The sequence below is a fragment of the Rhodanobacter sp. IGA1.0 genome, assembly GCF_040208325.1.
Classification (GTDB): domain Bacteria; phylum Pseudomonadota; class Gammaproteobacteria; order Xanthomonadales; family Rhodanobacteraceae; genus Rhodanobacter; species Rhodanobacter spathiphylli.
Genome location: NZ_CP157948.1, coordinates 136,772 through 156,135 on the forward strand (window position 1 = coordinate 136,772; position 19,364 = coordinate 156,135).

Genomic DNA, 19,364 nt, shown 5'->3' on the forward strand with positions numbered 1-19,364 from the left:
GCGGTGCTCGGCGGGTCAGGGGGCGCTGATGATAGTGGCGACGGCATGCGGTTGCAGCGGGCTGTCCAGCGCAATCTCCTGCTCCGATGGCAGCGGGATGCCGAGTTGGTCAGCCTCGGCGTTCGCCACCGCGGCTTCCCTGCTTGCGGCTTCGCGCAGGATCCTGATTTGTTCCGGAGTGAGTATCTGGTCGCGCAAAGTGAAGTTCATTGGCACGCGCACTTGCGTCGCAACCGGCTGGCCGTCGACCTGTTCCGGAGTGAAATGCCAGCTCCTGGCGGCCTTCAGTGCGGCATCCCTGAATGACCGGGCCACCGGCCATTCGGCAAACTGGCTGTCTACCGTGATGTCGGCCAGGCGACCGTCAGGTTGCACGGTAGCGTCGATGAAAACGAACGCAGCCTGGCGCCTTTGCACCGCGTCCCGGGGATATCGCGCTTTCCACCCGGCCCGGTGGAATTTCGGGCCGTTGCCCGCGTAGATGACGTGCAAGCTGTACTGGCCACTTGCGTTTGGCAATGCCAGCAGCCTTGCGGAGATGAACGTGTGTGCAGACACCGCTTGACCATTGCGCCTGGCCGATACGAACTGCCATTGCCTGAGCGCGGAAGTCAGCACACCGGCGATTGATGGCGGCACGTCCGGCTCGATCTGGGTGGCGATGACGTGCCCCGTGGCATCCACGTCGGCGCCAACCTGGTAAGTCTGTTCGCGCCGTTCGGCGGCGTGCACCGCTTGGGCGCAGGCCAGCAGCAAGACTGCACCGATCAAGAAATGTTTCATGCCACGTCCCCCTGTGAGCGCCGCGACCGCGCGCCGGCAGCGGCCATCATCGACTGGCGGCGAGCTTTGTACCAGTACCGCGTTCCCCGACAGGCATGTGCAGTCGGCGCGAGGCCGGCGTCCCTGACCTTTGGCACGGTGCTCCGGCTTCGGCGTGCCGGCTCGGCTATGCTGGCTTTTTGTCCGGGAGGAATCCATGCGTCGACTGCTGCTTGCCGCTCTCGTTGCCTTGACCGTCGCGCCGCTGGCAGTGGCCGCCGCACCGGCGTCGACGCCGCTCGACCTGGAAACCATCATGGCCAACCCCGACTGGATCGGCCAGGCGGTGGAGTCGCCGTACTGGAGCGTGGATGGTCGGCATGTCTACTACTCGCTGAAGCGCGACGGCAGCCAGGTGCGTGACGTGTATCGCATCGATCCGGCGGGCGGCCCGGGCGTGAAACTGGACCCCGCCGCGCTGGCGCAGGCGGACGGCCCGCCGGTGTTCGATCGCGACCACCGGCGGGCGGCGTTCATCCTGCATGGCGATGTCTTCATGGTCGACCTGGCCAGCGGACGGCGCAGCCAGATCACCCGCACGCTGCAGGACGAATCCGCGCCGCGCTTCTCGTCCGACGGCCGCGCATTGCAGTTCCGCGACGGCAACGACTGGTACAGCCACGACCTGGCCAGCGGCGTCACCGCGCCGGCGGCGGTGCTGAAGTTTGTCGATGACCCGCAGGCGAAGCAGCCCGATGCGCTGGGCGCGCGCCAGCTGGAACTGTTCAAGACACTGCGCGACATCCGGGACGACAAGCAGGCCCGGCGCGACCAGGACAAGGCGCTGGATGCCGCCGATGCCGGACGCGCGGCGCAGCCGTTCTACCTCGGTGACCAGGTCAGCCTGGTCGACAGCGAGCTGTCACCCGACGGCCGCTGGCTGCTGCTGATCACCGCGCCGAAAAGCTACGACGCGGGCAAGTCGCCGGAACTCACTCACTACATCACCGACTCCGGCTACCCCGAGCAGCAGGAAGCCCGTGTCTACGTGGGTCGCAACGATCCGGCGCCGCAGTCGCTGCTGCTGCTCGACCTGGCCAGCCACCAATCGTGGCCGCTGGCCAGCGACACGCTGCCGGGCATCAAGGACGATCCGCTGAAGGACCTGCGCGCAAAGGCCATCGCCGCGCTGCAGAAGGCCGGCAAGGATGACCAGGCCAAGGCGCTGAAGGCGCCCGACCTGCGCCCGGTCACCGTGCTCAGCGCCGACAATGGCGGCGGCATCGTGTGGAGCGACGATGGCCGCAACGCCGCCGTGCAGTTGCGTGCGATCGACAACAAGGATCGCTGGATCGCCAGCGTCGATTTTGCGAAACACGCGCTGGTCAACCAGCAGCGGCTCACCGATCCCGCCTGGATCAACTGGAACTTCAACGATTTCGGCTGGCTGAAGGATGGCCGCACGCTGTGGTACCTGAGCGAACAGGACGGCTACTCGCATCTCTACACCAAGGCGCTGGACGGCAAGCCCAGGGCGCTGACCGGCGGCTCGTTCGAAACCAGCCATCCGCAGCTGAGCGAGGACGGCCGCTGGTTCTACCTGCGCACCAACCAGGTTGCGCCGTACAGCTACGACGTCTACCGCGTGCCCTCCGCGGGCGGGAAACTGGAGCGCATCACGAACTACCAGGGCATGGACGACTTCGTGCTGTCCCCCGACGGCAGCCGGCTGGCCGTGCTGCATTCCTCACCGTACGTGCTGTCGCAATTGGCCGTCCAGCCGTCCGCGGGCGGTGCGCCGCACGAACTGACCGACACCATGAAGCCGGCGTTCACCGCACATGACTGGATTGCGCCGAAGGTGGTCGAGGTGCCGTCCAGCCACGGCGCCGGCAATATCTACGCGAAGTATTACGGTCCGGCCGACGAGAGCGCCGCCTCGAAGCCGGCGGTGATCTTCGTGCACGGCGCGGGCTACCTGCAGAACGTCACGCTGTCGTGGTCGAACTACTTCCGCGAGCAGATGTTCCACAACCTGCTGGTGCAGCAGGGCTACGTGGTGCTGGACATGGACTACCGCGCCTCCGAGGGCTACGGCCGCGCGTGGCGCACCGCGATCTACCGCCAGATGGGCCATCCCGAACTGGAAGACCTGCTGGACGGCAAGGCCTGGCTGGTGCAGAACCACCACGTCGATCCCGAACGCGTGGGCATCTACGGCGGCAGCTATGGCGGCTTCATGACCGAGATGGCCCTGCTGCGCGCGCCTGGCGAATTCGCGGCGGGTGCGGCGCTGCGCCCGGTCAGCGACTGGACGCTGTACAACCACGAGTACACCTCGGACATCCTCAACGACCCGCAGCTCGATCCGGAGGCGTTCAAGACCAGCTCGCCGATCGAGTACGCCGACAACCTGCGCGATCCGCTGCTGATCCAGCACGGCCTGATCGACGACAACGTGCTGGCCGAGGACTCGATCCGCCTGTACCAGCGCCTGATCGAACTGCACAAGAAGAACTTCTGGATCTCGCTGTACCCGATGGAGCGCCACGGCTTCGTCCACGCCGATTCGTGGCACGACGAATACCGCCGCATCGACGAATTGTTCGAGACGTATGTGAAGCCGGTGAAGGGCGCTTCCGCCGCGCACTGAAGGCGGGCGCACGAGGGCCGTCGGCATTCCGGTGCCGACGGCCTTGTTGCATGATGGAGCCGGGGCAGCGCCACAATAGGACATCAGGGGAAGACATGAAGAAGTTGGGTTTCGCCGCGATTGCGGCATCGATGCTGTTGGCGTGCACGGGTTGCACGGTGGTGTCGCCGGATGCCGGCCAGCAGGCCGTGCTGATCGACAAGCCGGTCCTGTTCGGTCACGGTGGCGTGCGCGACCAGCCGGTGACCACCGGTCTGACCTATACGTGGTTCTCCACGAAGCGCATCTACGTCAACATGTTTCCGCAGCAGTACGACGGCAACTTCGGCGACCTGATGTCGAGCGACGGCGTGCCGCTGGATTTCCACGCGATCATCCGCCTGCAGGTGACCGATCCGGTGGCGCTGGTGAAGAACTTCGGCCAGGACTGGTACAAGAACAACGTGGAGCAGGAGTTCTTCAACCGGGTGCGTTCGGCGGTGAAGAAGCACGGCATGAACGAGACCGCGATCCAGACCACCGCCATCGACGAGATCGACAGCGAAGTAAGCCGCGAGATGACCGAATACCTCAACCAGAACAAGCTGCCGATCCGCCTGCTCAAGATCACCGTGGGCAAGGCCAATCCGCCCGACGCGGTGCGCAACCAGCGCGTGGAAACCGCGCAGCAGGAACAGCGCGTGCTGACCGAGCAGAAGCGCGACCTGGCCGAACAATCGCGCAAGGCCGCCGAGCAGAGCCGCGCCGAGGCCGACAACGCCTACCGCCTGGCGATGAACCTCAGTCCGGCCCAGTTCGTCGAGATGGAACGCATCAAGATGCAGACCGAAGTGTGTGCGGTGAAGGATGCGAAGTGCACCTTCATCATCGGCAGCGCGGTCGATCCGGTGGTCAACGTGAAATGAGCCGGCCTCCCGCACGCCGACGCGTGCGCGCCGCATGCCAAGGGAATGGTTGCCGATGAATCTCGCCCTGTTCGATTTCGACGGAACGATCACCAGCCGCGAGATGTTTTCCGACTTCATGCACTTCGCGGTGACGCCGCGGCGGCTGGCTGCCGGCAGGGTGCTGCTGGCGCCGGTGGTGATCGGCTACAAGCTGGGGCTGGTCTCCAGCAACGCCATCCGCTCGCAGGTGGTGCGCTTCGGCTTTCGCGACGAACCGCTGGCGCGGCTGGACCAGGCCGGGGAACGGTTTGCGCGCGAAGTGCTGCCGGGCGTGCTGCGCGCACAGGCGATGGAACGCATCGCCTGGCACAAGGCGCAGGGCGACGTGGTCGTGGTGGTCTCCGGCGCGCTCGACGTGTATCTGCAGCATTGGTGCCGGCAGCATGAATTGGAGCTGATCTGCTCGGAGCTGGAAGTGGTCGACGGCCGCTACAGCGGCCGTTATCGTGGCCGCCAGTGCGTGGGTGCGGAGAAGCCGCGGCGGGTGCTGGAGCGGTACAACCGCGGCGATTTCGACCGCGTCTACGCCTACGGCGATACCAGCGAAGACCTTGACCTGCTGCGCATCGCTGACCGAAAGTATTTCAACTGGCGGGAAGTAGCCTGATCACGCAGCGCAGGGGGAATGCCCTGCATGGGGGAAACATGCGCAACAAAGGGATGGGTGTGCTCGTGTCGTGTTGCCTGCTGCTGGCCGCCTGTGCCAAGCCGCTGCCGCCGGAGAAGGCGGCCTACGCGGGCTACTGGAGGGCGCAGAAGATGGCCTTGCTGATCACCGCGGGCGGCAACGTCCAGTACAAGCGCATGCAGGACGGCAGCACTACCTCGGTCAACGGCCCGCTGCAGAAGTTCGAAGGCGACAACTTCGTGGTCGGCGTCGGTCCGGTCAAGACCACCTTCGTGGTGTCCGTGCCGCCGCATCAGGATCAGGGCGCCTGGAAGATGGTGGTCGACGGCGTGGAGCTGACTCGCACCCCGCCGGGCGGCTGAGCCGCAAAAAGAATCCGGCCACGACAGGCCGGGGTGGGGCGCGTCATGGCCGGGAAGCCGGCGACGCCGCAGGTGGCCAGTGCGGGCCTGCAGCCTCGGGGTTGGCGAGTTTGCCGCCGGATTACCTGACCACCACTACCTGACCAGCAGGGTGGCGGTCATGGTGGGGTGGAACTTGCAGAAGTACGTGTGGCTGCCGGCGGTGACGGTGAAGCGTCCGCTGGCGCCCGCCTTCAGGTCGAGATCGACGCTGCCGTCGCGCGCGGTGACGCTGTGTTCGAGGATGTCATGATTGGTCCATTCGATGATGTCGCCGGCGCGCACGCCGGTCGGCATCGGGCCGTACTGCATCTTGTCGATCATGATCACGTGCACCCGCGCGGCATGCGCCGCGGACGCCGGCGCAGCGGCGGCCGGGGCGACCGGCAGCGAGGCGACGGCCAGCAGCCACAGGCCGCACCGCAGTGTCGTCATGCGCAGCATCGCGTTCTCCCTACTTCAGGCTCTGCGCGAGATGCTCGGCATGCATCTGGTGCGACTGGAACAGCTTCAGCCCGGTTTCCAGCAGCGACTTCAGTTCCGCGTTCTGCGCCGACGGGATCAGGTTGTCGGCCAGGGCCGCGTTGACCGCCTTGTGGTAGGCCACTTCGTTGGCGGCGTAGGCCTTGTCGTAGGCGCTGCCACTGAGCGCGGCCAGCTTCTTCTGCTCGGCCGCGGCGTTGCCGGCCAGCGACTGGCTGGTCGGGTTGTCCTGCGGGGTCACCCCCAGTTTCTTCACCAGCGCCAGCGCCTGGTCGTTGACCGCGGTGTGGTCGCGGGCCATTTCCTCGGCGAACGCGCGCACCGCCTTGTTGTGCGACTTCTGCAGCGCCTGCTTCGCCGCGGTGACGTCGATCACGCCGGCGGTATAGGCGATGTGGGCGATCTGCGCGTCGTTGATCGCGGGGGCTGCGGCCGGTGCCTGCGCGGCGCATGCGCTGGCGAAACTGCCCAGGCCGAGAGTGAGGACGAGGGCGAACAGGGACTTGGTCATGACGAATGCTCCGTGAGGAAGGGGACCGGCATCGCTGCCGGCGCCCATGAGATGCAGCAGCGGGGCACAGGTTCCGGCCGGCGAAGCGGGCGCCGCGGGAACCTCGCGCGGGGCGCCTGCATCGGATCAGCTGTCATCCCACCGATACCGCCTGCATGCTCGAACTGGATCAGAACCCCACGCCGGCCGCCGCTGCGCCGTTGTCGCTCGCGGATTGCCGTTGCCCCACCCGCGCCGAGGCCGAGGCCGCCGTCCGCACGCTGATCCGCTGGGCCGGCGACGACCCCGCCCGCGAAGGCCTGCTGGCCACGCCCGCCCGCGTGGTGCGGGCGTACGAGGAATGGTTCGCCGGCTACCGGCAGGACCTGGCCGAACTGCTCAGCCGCACCTTCGGCGAGGTCGGTGGCTACGACGAGGTGGTGATCCTGCGCGACATCCCGCTGCAGTCGACCTGCGAGCATCACATGGCGGCGATCACCGGCATGGTGCACATCGCCTACCTGCCGTGTCGGCGCGTGGTCGGCATTTCCAAGCTGGCGCGGCTGGTCGAGGCGCTGGGTCGCCGTCTGCAGATCCAGGAGCGGCTGACCGCGGAGATCGCCGACACCCTGTCCTGGGTGCTGCAGCCGCGGGGCGTGGCGGTGATCGTCGAGGCCAGCCACGCCTGCCTGTCGTCGCGCGGGGTGCGCGCGCACGGGGTGTCGATGCAGACCCGGCGCCTGCTCGGCGAATTCGCCCGGGAGCCGCGGCGGCGCGAGATCCTGGCCGCGCTGGCCGGCTGAACGGGAACCTCGGAGCGCCCTGCCGCATCGGATCGGTGTAAAAGGAGAAAACCATGTCAGCCCATGCCCATCCCGCATCCCTGGATTACGCCGCGCTGGACGACCACGCGCTGGTGGCCGAGGTCCGCGCCGGCCATCGCGAGGCGTTCCGCCACATCATGCAGCGCTGCAACCAGCGGCTGTTCCGCGTGGCGCGCGCCGTGCTCGGCGAAGACTCGGAAGCGGAAGACGTGCTGCAGGAATCGTATATGCGTGCCTATCACAAGCTGGATTCGTTCCGCGGGGACTCGACCCTGCTGACCTGGCTGACCAGCATCGTGCTGAACGAGGCACGCGGCCGGCTGCGCAAGCGCCACACCATGGTCGGCCTGGAGCAGGTCGACGCGGCGCCGGACGACAGCCACCAGATCATCCAGTTTCCGTCGAAGTTCGGCAGCGAGGACCCGGCCGTGTCCGCCGCCCGCCTGCAGATCCGCCGCCTGCTCGAACACGCCATCGACGCACTGCCGCCGGCGTTCCGCACCGTGTACATGATGCGCGACGTGGAAGAGTGTTCGGTGGAGGAAACCGCAACCCTGCTGGCGATCAAGCCGGAGACCGTGAAGACCCGGCTGCATCGCGCCCGACGCCTGCTGCGCGCCGCGCTGCACGATCAGCTGGCCGCCACCATGGGCGAAGCCTTCCCGTTCATGGGCCAGCGCTGCGCCCGCGTCACCGACGCGGTGATGGCGCGGCTGGACACCGAGTCGACCTCGACTACCCTGGTGTAACCGCGCACTGCCGCGGGTGCGCGCAGCCCGTGCTGTCGCCAAAGAGAGTAGTGCGTGCTGACGATAGACTTTGGCCGCTTGGAAATGACCTGTCTTGTAGTTGCGCTAGAATTCTTTCGCTGGCCCGCCCCTTTCCGTGCGCGATGTACAAGGCGGGGCAGCAAGATTGCAATCGTAATAAAACGGACGTCATTACACTAAACAGAGGGATGTATGTATATACAGATTGATAGGGACGACATCTGGAATGTATACACAAAGGAAAGTGCCGCGGAAGGCCTGTATCGCGGCGGGGGCAATGCAGCGACAGCACGCATGTACAAGGACGAAAACGGAAATGAAACCGTGCGTCCAGCAGACTTCAAGATAATTTTCGACAGCAGCGCTGGCGAATACATGGTGTATCCAGATATAACCAAAGGCCTCTCGTTCTCAAGCTCCCTTCAGCGTCTAAAGGATATTCCGATAAAGGGAAAAGTCTGGTTGCTTCCAAGAAATGCCGAATTACCCAAGGATCTGGTAATAAACTATAAGACGATCGACCACCCTTTGCTTAATGTTGGCAAGAAAATGAGCGTGAAGGATCTTGTTGAAAAACTGAAAGAACTGGAAAAATCCATGAAGGCCACGGGAGTAAAAATTCTATGAGCACGACCGTGGAATTTCCGTCATCCATAAAGGCTGCGCTCAAAGCCGTTGCGATTGAGCGGGACTATCCAGCTGCACTGGACATCCTGGGCCGCGGCGGTGACGACCAGTTGATACTTGCGAACCACGAAGAGGCCCAAGTGCTGATGAACGTGGCAAGGGTCGAAATGCTGAACGCATCGTTGAAGTACCCTTATTGGGACGAAGATGCGCCACGTTATGACCCGGCACATGAGGATGCCTTCCAGGACGTGCAAATGGGATTGTTTGAGAAGGTGGCGATGTATCTCGGTCAGGACTTCGACATCGTGACCAAAGTCTGAGGGATCGTGAGTTCATCGACCTCTCAGCGCTCGTGAAGAAAATCACTTCCTGTGGTTTTCTTCGCTCATGTGAATCAGTTACTTGCGTGACCGATCCGCGACCGGCTGTTCCTGGCCGGGCTGGGAGGTTGAAGAACTCACAACCTCTCAGCGCAGCCATCGGGCATGTGCCGGACACACGTTGAAAAGCAGAGGATTTCTTCACAGGTTCTGAAACGTGAGGCGCAAGAGCAGCAGGTGGACGATGACGGCGCTACGCCAATCGGTAGCGCCGCAGCCAACTTGCCGCCAGCAGCAGCCACGCCAGGATCAGCGCGATCACCAGCCGCTGCTCCAGCCCGCGCGGCATGCCATGCCACAGCGCATCCACCCAGATCGCGGCGAAGCCCGCCAGCGCCAGCCCGAAGGCCGGCGCGAACCGCGGGCGCCAGCGTGGATCGACGCGCAGTCGCCACGACTGCAGCAGCGCGGCCACGGTGACGCACAGGAACGCCGCCTGCGCCGCCACGCCGTGCACGAAACCTTCCAGCGTGGGCGCACGGCCGGGCAGGTTGCTGTGCGCCAGCGCCGTCACGCACAGGCCGAGGCCGGCAGCGGTGAACAGCAGCCACGGCGCCGCGCTGCGCTGGCGCGCGTCGAGCGCCCGGTAATAGCCCGCGCCCAGCACGCACAGCGCGATGGCCAGCACGACGTAGGCGGCCTGCAGCCAGTGGCCGTACGCATCCAGCAGGTAGAAGCTGGGCGGCGCCTCCCGCCAGTCCAGGTCGCCGCGCAGCAGTTGCACCGCCACGGCAACCAGGATGAAGAACAGCAGCCCGGCCTGCGCAATGTGGCCGAGCGTGGCGGGCCTCGGTGCGTGCGGCCGTTCCATCAGCGCCCCGCGGGGGACGGCGGCAGGTCCGCCTCGATGCGTTGCAGGCGATCGGCCAGGGTCGCTCGGGACAGTTCGCCCATGTGCGTGTCGCGCAGCCGGCCGCGGGCATCGATGAACAAGGTGGTCGGATAGCCGCGCACGTTGTAGTAGTTCGACAGCTGCAGGTTCTCGTCGGTCAGCACGTGTTGCAGCGTCAGTTGCTGCGCCTGCAGGAACTGCCTCACCGTGGCCGCGGACTCGCCCTGGTCGGCAAACACGAAACGCACCTGCGGCATCGTGCGTTGCGCCTCGGCCAGCACCGGCATCTCGCGCCGGCAGGGACCGCACCAGGTGGCCCACAGGTTGATCACCGTGGGCTGGCCGCGCAGGCTTTCGACATCCACCGCGCGCCCGTCGAGATCGCCGAGCTGCAGCGTGGGCAGCGGCGCCTGCGCCTGCGCGGTGAGCTTGCAGGCGAGCAGGGCGGCGAAGCCCGTGGCCGCGATGCCGATGACCACGCTGGCGGCCAGCGGACGCCGCAACGATGGCCGGCGCCAGCCGACCAGCAGCGCGGCCACGATCACGCCCAGCGTGCCCGCGAGCGGATCGAAGCCGTGATCGCGGATGTTCAAAATGCTCAGCGGTTGCTGCGCGTACTGTGGCCACCAGCCGGCCACATAGGCCAGCCGCGCGCCGAGCAGGCCGAGGCCGAGGATCAGGAACAGCGGGTTGCCGGTGTCGGCGTAGCCACGCCGATGCAGGAAGCCGGCCGTGGCCAGCGCGGCGATCACGCCGAACAGCAAGGCCAGCAGGCCGGAGGAAAGAGCGAGTGGTCCGAGATTCACGCGATGAAGTCCTGGCCGATCAGGCGCGCGTGGGCCGCGCCGAGTGCGAGCCACCTTAACCGGTTCGGCGCCCGGGACGGGCGTTCAGGACAGCGCGGCGGCCTCGCGGGCCAGCTGCTCGATCCCGGACCAGTCGCCCGCGGCGAGCTTGTCCGCCGGGGTAAGCCAGGAGCCGCCGACGCAGATCACGTTGGGCAGGCGCAGGAATTCCGGCGCGCTGGCCAGGCTGATGCCGCCGGTGGGGCAGAAGCGGATCTGCGGCAGCGGGCTGGCCCAGGCGCCGAGCAACTTGGTGCCGCCGGCGGGTACGGCAGGGAAGAATTTCAGGTGGCGATAACCGCGTTCGAGCAGGGCCATCGCCTCGCTGGCGGTGGCCACGCCGGGCAGCAGCGGCAGCTCGCTGTTGTCGGCCGCATCGAGCAGCCGTGGCGAGGTGCCTGGAGACACGGCGAAGCGGGCGCCGGCCTGCCGCGCAGCCTCGAGGTCACGCGCGGTCAAGGCGGTGCCGCAGCCGACCACCGCCCCTTCCACCTCGGCGGCGATCGCGCGGATCGCGTCCAGTGCAGCGGGCGTGCGCAGGGTGACCTCGATGGTGGGGATGCCGCCGGCGACCAGCGCGCGCGCCATCGGCACGGCCGCCTTCGCGTCGTCGATGATCACCACCGGGATCACCGGCGCCAGCCGCATCAGGGCTTCGACTTGCTGCTGCTTTTGTTCAATGGAGGTGGTCACGGAAAGCTCCGGTTGTCTTGGCTCCTCCCCCTGCGCGCAGGGGGAGGTCGGGAGGGGGTTGTCCGAGGTGGCGGGGAAGATCAAGAGCGACCCCACCCCGACCCTCCCCTGCTTTGCAGGGGAGGGGGCAAAGGTTCACAGCACGCCGGCGCCGAGGTCGGCGTTGGCGGCGGCCTGGCGGAACAGGCCGAACAGCTCGCGGCCCATGCCGCTGTGCTCTCGAGAGAGGTCGGCCACATGCGGCAGGCGTGCGTCCAGTTCATGCGCTTCCATCAGGACGTCCAGACGTCCATTCGCCGCGTCCAGCCGGATCATGTCGCCGTCGCGGATCTTGGCGATGTTGCCGCCGGCCACCGCCTCGGGCGTGACGTGGATCGCCGCCGGCACGCGGCCGGAGGCGCCGGACATGCGGCCGTCGGTGAGCAGGGCGATGCGGTGGCCGCGATCCTGCAGCAGGGCCAGCGTGGGGGTGAGCTTGTGCAGCTCGGGCATGCCGTTCGCGCGCGGACCCTGGAAGCGCACCACCGCCACGAAGTCGCGGTTGAGTTCGCCGCGCTTGAATGCACCGGCCACGTCGTCCTGGTCGTCGAACACGATCGCCGGCGCCTCGATCAGCAGGCGGTCGTCCGGCACCGAGGACACCTTGATCACCGCGCGGCCGAGGTTGCCTTCGAGCATGCGCAGGCCGCCGTCGGCGCGGAACGGTTCGTCGATGCCGCGCAGCACGCCGCGATTGCCGCTCTGTTTGTCGACCGGCTTCCAGTGCAGCGCGCCGGCCTCGTCGAGTTGCGGGATCTGCGCGTAGCCGTCCAGGCCAGTGCCGAAGATGGTCTGCACGTCGGCGTGCAGCAGGCCGGCGCCAAGCAGCTGGTCGATCAGGAAGGCCATGCCGCCGGCGTCGTGGAACTGGTTCACGTCGGCGTAGCCGTTGGGGTACACGCGGGCCAGCAGCGGGACCACGCCGGACAGCGCATCGAAATCGTCCCAGCGCAACTGGATGCCGGCCGCGTGCGCGATCGCCACCAGGTGCAGCAGGTGATTGGTGGAACCGCCGGTGGCGTGCAGGCCGATCACGCCGTTGATGATGGCGCGCTCGTCGACGATGTGGCCCAGCGGCAGGAAGGCGTCGCCCAACGCGCTGTGCGCCGCGACGCGGCGCACGATTTCGGCGGTGAGCGCGTCGCGCAGCGGCGTGTCCGGGGCGGTGAAGCTGGCTCCGGGCAGGTGCAGGCCCATGATCTCCATCAGCATCTGGTTGGAGTTGGCGGTGCCGTAGAAGGTGCAGGTGCCGGCGCTGTGGTACGAGGCGGCCTCGGCTTCCAGCAGTTCGGCCTTGCTCGCCTTGCCGTCGGCGTAGGCCTGGCGCACCTTTGACTTTTCCTCGTTCGGGATGCCGCTGGGCATCGGCCCCGACGGCACGAAGGCGCCGGCCAGGTGGCCGAAGGAGAGCGCGCCGATCAGCAGGCCCGGCACGATCTTGTCGCAGATGCCGAGGAACAGCGCGCCGTCGAACATGTCGTGCGACAGCGCCACCGCGGTGGCCAGCGCCACCACGTCGCGCGAGAACAGCGACAGCTGCATGCCGGGCTGGCCCTGGGTGATGCCGTCGCACATCGCCGGCACGCCGCCGGCGACCTGGGCGGTGAAGCCGGCGTCGCGGGCGATCTGGCGGATCAGCGCGGGGTAGCGTTCATACGGCTGGTGGGCCGAGAGCATGTCGTTGTAGGCGGTGACGATCGCCAGGTTGGCGCGCCGACCGTTGCGCAGCGCGTCCTTGTCATCCGTGCCGCAGGCGGCGAAGCCGTGCGCGAGGTTGCCGCAGGACAGATGCTCGCGCTGCGGCCCGCTGCGGTCGATCGCGTCGATGCGCTTCAGATACGCCGCGCGCGTCTCGCGGCTGCGCTCGCGCAGGCGTTCGGTGACTTCGGCGACAACGGGATGCAGCGTGGTCATGGGAGATCCGGAATCGTTGGGTGGGAAGGCAAGAACGCAAGCAAGGGCGTGCGTTCGATGGATGTCAGCCGCCTTCAGCGGCCGACTACGGGCACCAGTACACCGCCACCGACACGCGCTGCTGGGTCAGCACCGCGCGCACCGGATAGTCCCGCGCCGCGCCGATGCCGAGGCGTGCATCGGCGAGCAGGTCGCGCTTCTTCTCGCCGGTCACCAGCAGGTACAGCGCCCGGGTCTGCAGCAGGGTCGGCAAGGTCAGCGTGATGCGTGGTTCGCCCGCACCTGCGGCATGCATCGGCAGCACCGGCGCCGATCCATCGGGATCGAGCGCCTCGGCCAGGTGGTCGCCGCCGGGGAAGAACGAGGCGGTGTGACCGTCGTCGCCCATGCCCAGCACCACGGCGTCGAACGGCAGCGGCAGCGCCCCGATCCGTGCGCTGGCGGTGGCCAGTCCCGCTTCGGGGCTGGCATCACCGGTGTACAGCGGAACGAAGGACGCCGCGGCGGCGGCGTGCTGCAACAACAGCGACTGCACCAGCCGCGCGTTGGAGCGTTCGTCGGTATCGGGCACCCAGCGCTCGTCGACCAGGGTGACCTGCACCCGGCTCCAGTCGAGCTGCTCGCGTGAAAGCTGTTCGAACAATTGCTTCGGTGTGCTGCCGCCCGATACCGCCAGCACGGCGTGGCCGCGTTCGGCCAGCCCCGCACGCAGGCGCCCGGCGATGCGTTCGGCCAGCGCGGCGGCCTGGATGCGGCAGTCGGTGAAGCTGTGGGTGGTGACGTTGAGTGATGGAGTCATGAGGAATGGTGGCGCCGTGGGCAGTCAGCGGATGCCGGCGCGCGTCGCTTCGGGAAGGAGGCTGCAGTCTGTGTCACGCGTCGGCATGGCGGGGTGAATCGTGCGGCGCGAGGACGACTTACTCACCGTCTTCGTTCCAGGTGCGGCCGTCGCGTTCGATCAGCGCCACCGCAGCGCTCGGCCCCCAGCTGCCCGCGGTGTACGGACGCGGCGGCTCGCCGCTGTCGGCCCAGGCGGCCAGGATCGGACCGGCCCAGTGCCATGCCGCTTCCACTTCGTCGCGGCGCATGAACAGGGTCGGGTTGCCGCGCACCACGTCCAGCAGCAGGCGTTCGTATGCGTCCGGCTGCTGCACGCCGAAGGCCTCGGCGAAGCTCATGTCCAGCGGCACGTGGCGCAGGCGCAGGCCACCGGGCCCGGGGTGCTTGATGGTCAGCCACAGCTTCACGCCTTCGTCCGGCTGCAGCCGCAGCACCAGCCGGTTCTGCGCCAGCGTGCCGGCGTCGCCGCCGAAGATCGAATGCGGCACCGGCTTGAAGGTCACCGCGATTTCCGACACCCGGCTGGGCAGCCGCTTGCCGGTGCGCAGGTAGAACGGCACGCCGGCCCAGCGCCAGTTGGCGATCTCCGCCTTCAGCGCCACGAAGGTCTCGGTGTTGGACTTGTTGTTGCCCAGCTCCTCCGGATAGCCCGGCACGCTGGCGCCGTCGGCCACACCGGCGCGGTACTGGCCGCGCACGGTGAGCTGGCTGACGTTGCTTTCGTCGATGGGTTTCAGCGAATGCAGCACTTTCAGCTTCTCGTCGCGCACCGCATCAGGCGCCAGCGACGAGGGCGGTTCCATCGCCACCATGCACAGCAGCTGCAGCATGTGGTTCTGCACCATGTCGCGCAGCGCGCCGGCGCGGTCGTAGTAGGAACCGCGGTGGCCCACGCCCAGCGTTTCGGCCACGGTGATCTGCACGTGGTCGATGTGCCCGGCGTTCCACAGCGGCTCGAACAGCGCATTGCCGAAGCGCAGCACCAGCAGGTTCTGCACGGTCTCCTTGCCCAGGTAGTGGTCGATGCGGAAGGTCTGCGATTCGCTGAACACCTTGCCGACCGCGTCGTTGATCTGGTTCGCGCTGGCCAGGTCGCGGCCGATCGGCTTTTCCAGCACCACCCGCGAGGCGCCTTCGTTGAGCTTGTAATGGCCGAGCCGGGTGCAGATGTCGACAAAAAGCTCGGGCGAGGTCGACAGGTAGAAAACCCTGACATGTTCCGGTTCGCTGCCGATCAAGGCGGCGAAGTCGTCCCAGCCCTCGTCCTTGCGCGCATCCAGCGGGCGGTAGAACACCTGCTGCAGGAACACGTCGAGCTGGCGCGCATCGCAGATGCCGATCAGCGCCTCGCGCAACTGGGCGCGGTAGCCTGCGTCGTCCAGCGTCTCGCGGGCGATGCCGACGATGCGGCTGCTGCCGGGGATCTGGCCATCGAGGAAGCGGTGGAAAAGTGCAGGCAGCAGCTTGCGCAGGGCGAGGTCGCCGGTGCCGCCGAAGATCACCAGGTCGAACGGATCGACCGATTGGGTAGAAGCAGTCACGCAGTCACCTCGAACGATGCCGGCTGGCGGGCAAGGCCGAATGGCGCGTCTTGCCCGAAGGAGGGTCGATAGTACCAGTGAAATACCAGAACGACTACGGGGTTGCATACGAATTCATTCGGCCCACCCGATAGCTCCATATGGCGCGATCGGTTGCATCTGAAACGATCGGCCACGCCCCCGGCCTTGCGGTCAGTGGTTTGCCATTGGTATCTTTGCCGAATGGAAATTGCCCTGGCCAACGAATATCGCCGGATCTGCCAGGATCCGGCCACGCACCAGCCGCTGGCCTACCTGCGCCTGCGCCGGGCGATCCGCAACATCGTCGAACACCGCGACATCGAACCGGGCCAGGCGCTGCCCAGCGAGCGCGACCTGTCGCAGGTGCTGAAGCTGTCGCGGGTGACCGTGCGCAAGGCGATCGCCGGCCTGGTCGAGGAAGGCCTGCTCACGCAGCGCCACGGCGCCGGCACCTTCATCGCCGAACGCATCGTCAAGCCGATGTCGCGGCTGACCAGTTTCACCGAGGACCTGCGCGAACGCGGCCTGCGCCCGCGTTCGGAATTCTTCGAGCGCGGCATCGGTGAAGTCACCCCGGAAGAGGCGATGGCGATGAACCTGTCGCCCGGTTCGCTGGTGGTGCGCCTGCACCGCGTGCGCTACGGCCAGGACGAGCCGCTGGCGATCGAGCGCAGCGTGGTGCCGGCCAGCGTGCTGCCCGATCCGTTGCTGGTGCACGACTCGCTGTACGAGGCGCTGGAGAAACTCGACGCGCGCCCGCGCCGCGCCCTGCAACGGCTGCGCGCGGTCTCGCTGAATGCGCAACAGGCGCGGCTGCTGCACGTCAGCGTGGGCAGCGCCGGCCTCAGCATCGAACGGCGCAGTTTTCTGGACGACGGCCGCGTGGTCGAGTTCACCTGTTCCTGGTATCGCGGCGACATCTACGACTTCGTCGCCGAACTGCAGACCGACTGAAGGACGCCCATGGCCGCCCGCGACACCTTGATGTACTCCGAAGCGCACGAATCGGCCGACGTGGTCGCGCGCCAGTTCGCCGCCAACGAAGCGGTGGTCGCCGCGCTGGCCGCCGCGCTGCGTGCCGAGCCGCCGCGCTTCATCGTGACCTGCGCGCGCGGCAGTTCCGATCATGCCGCGGCTTATGCCAAGTACGTGTTCGAGACGCGGCTGGGCATCGCCACCGCCTCGGCGTCGCCGTCGGTCACCTCGGTGTACGCGGCCGAGCAGCAGTGGCAGGGCGCGTTGTTCCTGGCCATCTCGCAGTCGGGCAAGAGTCCGGACCTGTTGCGCAACGCCGAGGCCGCGAAACGGGCCGGCGCGCGCGTGGTGGCGCTGGTCAACGTCGAGGATTCGCCGCTGGCGGCGCTGGCCGACACGGTGATCCCGCTGCACGCAGGACCCGAGCGCAGCGTGGCCGCGACCAAGAGCTACATCGCCGCGCTGGCCGCCGTGCTGCACCTGTGCGCGCACTGGCTGGACGACGCGGAACTCGGCGACGCACTGCAGCGGTTGCCGCAGGCCTTGCGCGACAACTGGAGCGCGGACTGGTCGCCGCTGTGCGACGCGCTCGCCGATGCCCACAACCTGTTCGTGGTGGGCCGCGGCTACGGCCTCGGCATCGCGCTGGAGGCGGCGCTGAAGTTCAAGGAAACCTGCGGCCTGCACGCCGAGGCGTTCAGCGCAGCCGAGGTGAAGCACGGGCCGATGGCCCTGGTCGGCCCCGACTTCCCGGTGCTGTGTTTCGCCCAGGACGACGACACGCTGGACAGCACGCTGGCCGTGGCGCGCGAGTTCCGTGGCCGCGGCGCCCAGGTGCTGGTGGCCGCGCCGGGCCTGCACGGCGCGGGGATGCTGCCGGTGGCGACGGGCCTGCCGGCCATGCTCACGCCGCTATTGATCATCCAGAGCTTCTATCGGGCGGCCAGCGAACTGTCGCTGCGCCGCGGCTTCAATCCCGACGTGCCGCCGCACCTCAACAAGGTCACCGAGACGGTCTAGGAGCCAGGAGTGAGTGGGGAGGAGTGAGGAGAGAGAAAGCAGTGGCGAGGCCGAATGAGTGCCTTGGCTCCGCTCCGACCCTTGCTCTGGCTTTGCTCTCTCACTCACTCCTCACTCCTCCCACTCACTCCTCGCCCATGCCCATGACCATCGCCCTCACCAACGCCCGCGTACTCACCCCCGACGGCTGGCGCGACGATCTTGCCGTGCTGCTCGATGGCGAATGCATCGTCGACCTGCTGCCGCCCGCCGATCCCCGCGTGCGCGCGGCGCAGCAGCACGATCTCGACGGCGCGACGCTGCTGCCGGGTTTCATCGACGTACAGGTCAATGGCGGCGGTGGCGTGCTGTTCAACGAGGCACCCACGGTGGAGACCCTGCGCCGGATCGGCGCGGCGCATCGCCGGTTCGGCACCACCGGCTTCCTGCCCACGCTGATCAGCGACCGCGTCGAGGTGATGCGCGCAGCGCTGGCGGCGGTGGAGCAGGCGCTGGCCGAAGGCGTGCCCGGCGTGCTGGGCATCCACCTGGAAGGCCCGTACCTGGCGCCGGCGCGCAAGGGCGTGCACGACGCGAAGTATTTCCACGCGCCCGGCAGCGACGAGATGGCGCTGCTGTGCGCGCCGCATCGGGGCGTGCGGCTGATCACGCTGGCGCCCGACCAGGTGCCGCTGGCCAGCATCGGCGCCCTGGTCGACGCCGGCCTGGTGGTCTGCGCCGGGCACACCGCCGCCGACTACGCCACCACCCGCGCCGCGCTGGATGCGGGCGTGCGCGGCTTCACCCACCTGTTCAACGCGATGACCCCGTTCGGCAGCCGCGAGCCCGGCGTGGTCGGCGCGGCGCTGGATGACGCGGACAGCTGGTGCGGCATCATCGTCGACGGCCACCACGTGCATCCGGCCAGCCTGCGCGTGGCGATCGCCGCCAAGCCGCGCGGCAAGATGCTGCTGGTCACCGACGCGATGCCGCCGGTGGGCGCCGACAGCCCGGAATACATGCTCAACGGCGAAACCATCATCGTGAAGGACGGCATCTGCCAGACCGCCCAGGGCGTGCTGGCCGGCTCCGCGCTGGACATGGCCACGGCCGTGCGCAACGCCGTGCACCTGCTCGGCCTGCCACTGGACGAGGCGGCGCGCATGGCCAGCACCTATCCGGCCGATTTCCTCGGCCTCGGCGAAAGCCACGGCCGCATCGCGGCGGGCCATCGCGCCGACCTGGTCGTGCTCGACGACGAGTGCCGCGTGCGCCAAAGCTGGATCGGCGGGATGCCCTCCCAGTAGCTACGCGTGAGGCCTGCACCGCTGCGCACATGGTCCGAGGCGCATTGCCCAAATGGACGTCCGCCGCTACAGTGGCGCGGTTCAGGTGTCCCGCCGGCGTACAAGCCAAGGGATGAAACGGGAAGCCGGTGCGTGGTGTGCGATCACACTGCAAGGCCGGCGCTGCCCCCGCAACGGTAAGCGAGATCCACGAGCGGCGAATGCCACTGTGCAAGGCACGGGAAGGCGTCGTTCGGGGCATGCGCATCACGGCATGCCGCTCGCCAGCCCGGAGACCGGCCCGAACGATTCCTGGTGGCTCGCGGTGGGCGAGGCCGAACCACGTGTCGGTCGTTCCTGCCTGCCCGTCGTTCCGTCTTCCTCTTGCGCGCTTCCGGCCCATGACATTGA

General features: G+C 67.6%; 20 protein-coding genes and 1 riboswitch. Of the genes, 11 read left to right on the plus strand and 9 right to left on the minus strand.

Annotation, left to right across the window (positions count from 1 at the left end; translation table 11 throughout):
- Positions 1 to 15: 15 nt before the first annotated feature.
- On the minus strand, positions 16 to 783 hold the full coding sequence (locus ABNK63_RS00625; RefSeq protein ID WP_040673622.1) for an energy transducer TonB: 768 nt from the start codon (positions 781 to 783) through the stop codon (positions 16 to 18).
- Between the two features lie 196 nt (positions 784 to 979).
- On the opposite strand from ABNK63_RS00625, the gene ABNK63_RS00630 reads away from it, so the two are divergent.
- The 4 genes from ABNK63_RS00630 to ABNK63_RS00645 all read left to right on the plus strand — a co-directional run bounded on the left by ABNK63_RS00630 (position 980) and on the right by ABNK63_RS00645 (position 5,352).
- Positions 980 to 3,415 (plus strand): prolyl oligopeptidase family serine peptidase, encoded by a 2,436-nt coding sequence (locus ABNK63_RS00630; RefSeq protein ID WP_007810307.1) that lies wholly within the window; start codon positions 980 to 982, stop codon positions 3,413 to 3,415.
- Positions 3,416 to 3,510: 95 nt separating this feature from the next.
- Complete coding sequence (locus ABNK63_RS00635) at positions 3,511 to 4,320, plus strand: SPFH domain-containing protein (RefSeq protein WP_350016379.1); 810 nt, start codon at positions 3,511 to 3,513, stop codon at positions 4,318 to 4,320.
- Between the two features lie 55 nt (positions 4,321 to 4,375).
- A complete protein-coding gene (locus ABNK63_RS00640) occupies positions 4,376 to 4,969 on the plus strand; it encodes an HAD family hydrolase (RefSeq protein ID WP_350016380.1) in 594 nt (197 codons plus the stop codon).
- A 38-nt stretch (positions 4,970 to 5,007) separates the two neighbouring features.
- Positions 5,008 to 5,352 carry a hypothetical protein gene (locus tag ABNK63_RS00645; protein WP_040673623.1) on the plus strand — a complete coding sequence of 115 codons (345 nt, stop codon included), beginning with the start codon at positions 5,008 to 5,010 and terminating at the stop codon, positions 5,350 to 5,352.
- A 135-nt stretch (positions 5,353 to 5,487) separates the two neighbouring features.
- On the opposite strand, the gene ABNK63_RS00650 is transcribed toward ABNK63_RS00645, so the two are convergent.
- Both ABNK63_RS00650 and ABNK63_RS00655 read right to left on the minus strand, forming a co-directional pair.
- Entirely contained in the window at positions 5,488 to 5,826 is a 339-nt protein-coding gene (locus tag ABNK63_RS00650) for a cupredoxin domain-containing protein (RefSeq protein WP_238530975.1), read from the minus strand.
- A gap of 19 nt (positions 5,827 to 5,845) precedes the next feature.
- Complete coding sequence (locus tag ABNK63_RS00655) at positions 5,846 to 6,385, minus strand: DUF4142 domain-containing protein (protein WP_350016381.1); 540 nt, start codon at positions 6,383 to 6,385, stop codon at positions 5,846 to 5,848.
- A gap of 155 nt (positions 6,386 to 6,540) precedes the next feature.
- Between ABNK63_RS00655 and folE the strand changes: the two genes are divergently transcribed.
- The 4 genes from folE to ABNK63_RS00675 all read left to right on the plus strand — a co-directional run bounded on the left by folE (position 6,541) and on the right by ABNK63_RS00675 (position 8,908).
- Complete coding sequence (gene folE, locus ABNK63_RS00660) at positions 6,541 to 7,167, plus strand: GTP cyclohydrolase I FolE (protein WP_350016382.1); 627 nt, start codon at positions 6,541 to 6,543, stop codon at positions 7,165 to 7,167.
- 53 nt (positions 7,168 to 7,220) lie between these two features.
- A complete protein-coding gene (locus tag ABNK63_RS00665) occupies positions 7,221 to 7,937 on the plus strand; it encodes an RNA polymerase sigma factor (protein ID WP_350016383.1) in 717 nt (238 codons plus the stop codon).
- Positions 7,938 to 8,150: 213 nt separating this feature from the next.
- On the plus strand, positions 8,151 to 8,585 hold the full coding sequence (locus tag ABNK63_RS00670; RefSeq protein ID WP_157582021.1) for a hypothetical protein: 435 nt from the start codon (positions 8,151 to 8,153) through the stop codon (positions 8,583 to 8,585).
- On the plus strand, positions 8,582 to 8,908 hold the full coding sequence (locus ABNK63_RS00675; RefSeq protein ID WP_007807112.1) for a hypothetical protein: 327 nt from the start codon (positions 8,582 to 8,584) through the stop codon (positions 8,906 to 8,908). The genes ABNK63_RS00670 and ABNK63_RS00675 overlap by 4 nt, the downstream gene beginning before the upstream one ends.
- A gap of 253 nt (positions 8,909 to 9,161) precedes the next feature.
- Here ABNK63_RS00675 and ABNK63_RS00680 read toward each other — a convergent pair whose 3' ends face one another.
- From ABNK63_RS00680 to zwf, 6 genes are all read right to left on the minus strand, one after another.
- Positions 9,162 to 9,779: a DUF998 domain-containing protein gene (locus tag ABNK63_RS00680; protein WP_350016384.1), complete on the minus strand. Its 618-nt coding sequence runs from the start codon at positions 9,777 to 9,779 to the stop codon at positions 9,162 to 9,164.
- Complete coding sequence (locus tag ABNK63_RS00685; RefSeq protein WP_350016385.1) at positions 9,779 to 10,606, minus strand: TlpA disulfide reductase family protein; 828 nt, start codon at positions 10,604 to 10,606, stop codon at positions 9,779 to 9,781. The genes ABNK63_RS00680 and ABNK63_RS00685 overlap by 1 nt, the downstream gene beginning before the upstream one ends.
- Before the next feature lie 84 nt (positions 10,607 to 10,690).
- A complete protein-coding gene (gene eda / locus ABNK63_RS00690; RefSeq protein ID WP_350016386.1) occupies positions 10,691 to 11,338 on the minus strand; it encodes a bifunctional 4-hydroxy-2-oxoglutarate aldolase/2-dehydro-3-deoxy-phosphogluconate aldolase in 648 nt (215 codons plus the stop codon).
- Between the two features lie 135 nt (positions 11,339 to 11,473).
- Complete coding sequence (gene edd, locus ABNK63_RS00695; RefSeq protein ID WP_350016387.1) at positions 11,474 to 13,291, minus strand: phosphogluconate dehydratase; 1,818 nt, start codon at positions 13,289 to 13,291, stop codon at positions 11,474 to 11,476.
- 85 nt (positions 13,292 to 13,376) lie between these two features.
- Positions 13,377 to 14,090, minus strand: a complete 714-nt coding sequence (gene pgl / locus ABNK63_RS00700) for a 6-phosphogluconolactonase (protein WP_350016388.1) — start codon at positions 14,088 to 14,090, stop codon at positions 13,377 to 13,379.
- Positions 14,091 to 14,208: 118 nt separating this feature from the next.
- Positions 14,209 to 15,672, minus strand: a complete 1,464-nt coding sequence (gene zwf, locus ABNK63_RS00705; protein WP_007807123.1) for a glucose-6-phosphate dehydrogenase — start codon at positions 15,670 to 15,672, stop codon at positions 14,209 to 14,211.
- A 222-nt stretch (positions 15,673 to 15,894) separates the two neighbouring features.
- Here zwf and ABNK63_RS00710 point away from each other — a divergent pair, with 222 nt between their 5' ends.
- The 3 genes from ABNK63_RS00710 to nagA all read left to right on the plus strand — a co-directional run bounded on the left by ABNK63_RS00710 (position 15,895) and on the right by nagA (position 18,974).
- On the plus strand, positions 15,895 to 16,647 hold the full coding sequence (locus ABNK63_RS00710) for a GntR family transcriptional regulator (RefSeq protein ID WP_007807125.1): 753 nt from the start codon (positions 15,895 to 15,897) through the stop codon (positions 16,645 to 16,647).
- A 9-nt stretch (positions 16,648 to 16,656) separates the two neighbouring features.
- Complete coding sequence (locus ABNK63_RS00715; RefSeq protein WP_350016389.1) at positions 16,657 to 17,688, plus strand: SIS domain-containing protein; 1,032 nt, start codon at positions 16,657 to 16,659, stop codon at positions 17,686 to 17,688.
- Between the two features lie 143 nt (positions 17,689 to 17,831).
- Complete coding sequence (gene nagA, locus ABNK63_RS00720) at positions 17,832 to 18,974, plus strand: N-acetylglucosamine-6-phosphate deacetylase (RefSeq protein ID WP_040673085.1); 1,143 nt, start codon at positions 17,832 to 17,834, stop codon at positions 18,972 to 18,974.
- A 66-nt stretch (positions 18,975 to 19,040) separates the two neighbouring features.
- Positions 19,041 to 19,273, plus strand: a riboswitch (cobalamin riboswitch).
- Positions 19,274 to 19,364: the final 91 nt, after the last annotated feature.